3 protein-coding genes are annotated in these 4,187 nt (G+C 46.2%); 1 reads left to right on the top strand and 2 read right to left on the bottom strand.

The features are described from left to right. Window positions 1–557, top strand: a 557-nt coding sequence (locus tag IID12_09910) for a ComF family protein (GenBank protein MCH8289402.1), incomplete at its 5' end; no start/stop codon positions are given. A 144-nt stretch (window positions 558–701) separates the two neighbouring features. On the opposite strand, the gene IID12_09905 is transcribed toward IID12_09910, so the two are convergent. Both IID12_09905 and IID12_09900 read right to left on the bottom strand, forming a co-directional pair. Then, window positions 702–1,472, bottom strand: a complete 771-nt coding sequence (locus IID12_09905) for a T9SS type A sorting domain-containing protein (protein MCH8289401.1) — start codon at window positions 1,470–1,472, stop codon at window positions 702–704. A gap of 38 nt (window positions 1,473–1,510) precedes the next feature. Next, on the bottom strand, window positions 1,511–3,832 hold the full coding sequence (locus IID12_09900; protein ID MCH8289400.1) for a T9SS type A sorting domain-containing protein: 2,322 nt from the start codon (window positions 3,830–3,832) through the stop codon (window positions 1,511–1,513). Window positions 3,833–4,187 lie beyond the last annotated feature (355 nt).

Genomic DNA, 4,187 nt, shown 5'->3' with positions numbered 1-4,187 from the left:
GCGGGAATTGTTGGGAGCGGTTAGGAGATTCTTCCACAATAGAGACTTTCATTTCAGAACAGAGGATTTTGGCGCTCTATCCCTACTCGACAGATGTGAAAACGATCATCCATAATTTGAAATATCGCGACAAAACCCATCTCGCCGTCAATCTTGGCAATTCAATCGGAAAGATCATCAACGAAGATAAGAATATCCGTAATTGGGACCTTCTGATTCCGATTCCGCTTCATAAGGTGAAGCAGCGCTCGCGCGGCTTCAATCAGAGCGAACTTATTGCGGATGCGATCACTGAAGTATCCTCGATTGAAAAGGATAATTCAATCTTGATAAGACACCGATACACACGGAATCAAGCAGCATTGCCGATGAGAGAGCGAGCTGCGAACGTCAAGGGAGCTTTCAGCGTCGTTAATAATTTAAAAATTAAAGGTAAGAAAATTATTTTGGTGGATGATGTTATAACAACCGGCAGCACTATGTTAGAATGTATAAAAACGCTTAAAGAGGCAGGCGCAAAAGAGGTCGTGGCGCTCTCGGCTGCGCTCGCTGCATGAATATGACATCTGGTACGAAACTTCCCCTTAAGGGTACCGAATAGTGTGCGAGTCAGGATTCATCCTGACCGCAAGAACATGTCCTATTGGCGTCGGGGCACCGAAGGAGTTCCGAAGGAACAATCCCCAACCGCCACGATTACTTTATTTTAATAAAATCATCTTCCTCGTCTGGACAAAATCGCCTGCTTGGAGGCGGTAGAAGTAGATTCCGCTTGCCACGTTTGATGCATCCCATGTTACTTTGTAATATCCTGCTTGTTGGGTTTCACCAATGAGATGAGTCACTTCCTCTCCAATTAGGTTATACACTACGAGCGACACTTCCTCAGCTTTCGGGATAGAATATCTTATCACAGTCTCCGGATTAAACGGATTGGGAAAATTTTGACTTAAAGAGAAAGATCGCACTAATCCATTGGTTCCATCTCTCTCGTCTATGTCAACTGCTATAACAGAAACAGAGCCGTTCTGAATAACTGCAACCGGACTACCTTGATTGAAAAGCAGGGTATCTATCTTTAGCTCACTTGATTGATTTGGTACCGCACTTTCATCGACCACAAATTTGAGATATGACAGAACACCGATTCCAATAAGACTGTCCGCACCCGCCATTCCGGCCGAAATCCGCCCGGCAGAGATGTTGAACTCCAACTTCCAACCGGCGCTGTCAGGCAGTGTGACCCCATCTATAATTACTTCCAGTCCCTTAATGAGGCTCGTGTCATATGAAACCTCAAACTGGCTGGAAATAACGGCACCCCCTAATGGGGTTGTAATACTTAAAGGAATCAAAAGTGTGTCCCCTGCCGCAGCCACAGTGTCCGGCAACTGGACGTTTACCTGCGCAATGGAAATGACCGGCACTATTAAAAGTGCAAGAATTGATAGGAGTCTCTTGGAAACTGGCATCGGAAGAAGCACAGCATTCATCAGGTTTATTTGCCTACCTACCTGAGCAACAATAGCTTTCGCGTCTTAACGTAACGATTACCGCCATTGTCACCCAGAGATGCTGCAATAAGCCTGTAAAGGTAAATTCCGCTACTTACCTCTTTGCCGATGGAATTCTTTCCGTCCCATTTTACATCGTGGAATCCGATCGCATCCATCCCATCAACCAACTTGCGAACCAATCGCCCTTGTAAATCATATACGGTAAGGCTAACCGTTGAGGCGAAGGGTAATCCATAGCGGATTTTAGTCGTGGGATTGAATGGGTTGGGATAATTCTGTGACAAACTAAAACTCTCAGGCAGCCCAATTTCATCCCCAGCAGCAATCCCAGTCGTTGTTAACTGGATACGCACAGAACTGCCCTCGGATATTACGGGCTCTTCGTTCAATCGAATATCCGTCAGCATTACATCAGAGTCCTCGAAAGCTTCATCTTTTACCCTGAAGCGAACACTGAACAATGATCCTCCACCGGTAATTTCTTTCGTTCCGGCAAAAAGCAGGCGCAGTGTTCCCTCTTCATCTCGTTGGCTTACCATCGCCTCCCCGGTCAGATCGGAGGACATCACTTCCACCATCTCAAGAACATCGGAATCGTAATTGAGCGTAAAAGAACCGGAATAGATCCCTTCACCGTCTTCGAGAGATACATTCAGGTCAAAGGTTTCGCCCGGAATCGCTGTTACATCCTCCAAGACCAAATTTCCTATCGCAGGAAAGGCCCCTACTAATCCTGTCTCTATCGGAAAGGAATCGATTAAGCCCACAACAAACTGCAGTACGAGTGATGCGTCGAATTCAGTTATGAGACTATCACCGCTCACGTCAGCCACAGTTTCTTGTAAAGGAGTAAATTCAATGTAACCCAGTAAGAATTGGAAGATGAGCGCGGCGTCAAAAGCCTGAATCTCACCGTTCCGGCTCACATCGCCGAATGTTGTCCCCACTACAAGAGTACCCGGCTCTGTTCGAGCGAAGGGAATTCCTTCATTGAAAGTGACGCTGGAGATGTCCAATGCGAAAGAGTCACCGGGAGCTCCCCCTGAAGCGGCAAAAAAGAGATTCACAAGTGACCCGGCATTCGATAGGTCATTAGCGCCACTCATAGAAATTGATGTCTGACCGGGCACGGTGTTGTTCAGCGAAAGAGTCCAGCCCGATTGTCCGGGTAGCGTGGTGCTGTCTATAACAGCAGCAACCGCGGTGAGAGAAGAGTCGTGAGTCAGAACTAATTCTGCGGAAGTGACATTAAGATTTGACAGGTCTGAGACTGTCACAAATGATGGCACGAAGCTGGTATCACCGGATGCAATGATCCCGCTCGGAGCAGTAACCGTGGCTATCGGTCCCTTGAATATGAAAAGCCCGTTGGCTGCAAGTACATTTGTCGTTACATAGATCGTTCCATCATTCGATACAAAAACACTCCTTGCGTGTCTGTCAAAATCATAATTTCCAACACTAATCGGGGCGGTAGGATCCGAGACGTCAATAATTCGTATGCCGGACCATCCGTCCGCTATGTAAGCGAAATCTCCAAGTACTTGAACAGCCCATGCGAAACCCGGTGTATCATAAAATCCTACCTCGTTCGGAGAGCTGGGCACAGAAACGTCAATAATCCGTAAGCCGCTGTCCCCGTCAGCGACATAGGCGAAACTGCCTGTAACGAAGACACCACGTGAATTTCCGGGCGTGTTATAAAACCCTAACTCAGTAGGGCTACTAGGATCAACTACATTTATTATACGCAATCCGGACGTATCAGCGGCCATGTAGGCGGTGTTGCCAACAGTGAAAACATCCCACCCGGTAGAACCAATTCCCCCAAACACCCCGAAGGAAGACAATACAACGGGGCTGCTCGGAACTGACACATCCACTGTAATAAGTTGTGGACCATTGAGCCTACTGGCGATATAGGCAATATTACTAGAGACGAATACTCCCCTCCCGTCCTGGGGAACGGTACCTACCTGTAATGGATTAGAGGGAACCGAGACATCCACAATATAGAAGACCTGAGTGCTTAACACATATGCTAGGTTGCCGGCAACGTAAACGTCCTGAATCGCCGGGGCAGGAATGTCAACTGATCCTACCTTGAATGGATTGCCAGCATCCGATACGTCAACGATTAGAAGGCTATCCCGATTCGCATCCGCGATATAGGCATAATTACCATCAATGAAGACGCTCACTGCGTCTCCCGGGGTTATAAATTGACCCAGCAGCTCTACGTTCGTCCCCTGCGGGAATGCTGTTGAAAGTATAACCGTGTAAAATAGAATGAATCTAATTATAGAGTATAACACAATAGACCTCCAAGGTTTTGTATTCCTCCCCTCCTCACAGCCCATCTACCAATAGTGCATTATGATTACTAAATAAGTATTATTTATAAGATATGAATAATATCTGTATTGTCAAGATTTTAATCAGTGTGACTCATAGCGGAATGAATCCCTAAACTGAGACACTTTCTTCTTGTTGGAGGGATATTTCTAATGTTCTCTATTTGAATGCATTTTCAAATTCAATGGGCGAGTTTTATCTTATTACTTAGTGTAATCGCCTCTTATTTCAACAATACCATCTTCCTTGTCTGGACGAAATCGCCTGCAATTAAGCGGTATATGTACATACCGCTCGAAACAGGAACTCCAGCTT

It is taken from the genome of Candidatus Neomarinimicrobiota bacterium, assembly GCA_022567655.1.
Lineage (GTDB): Bacteria > Fidelibacterota > SORT01 > SORT01 > SORT01 > JADFGO01.
The sequence above is the reverse complement of the archived record's forward strand: the minus strand, read 5'-3'. Positions and strand labels throughout refer to the sequence as shown.

What these genes read in the sequence shown, in the direction of transcription:
- IID12_09905 (MCH8289401.1), bottom strand. Translation starts at nt 1,472, where the DNA reads ATGCCAGTTTCCAAGAGACTCCTATCAATTCTTGCACTTTTAATAGTG.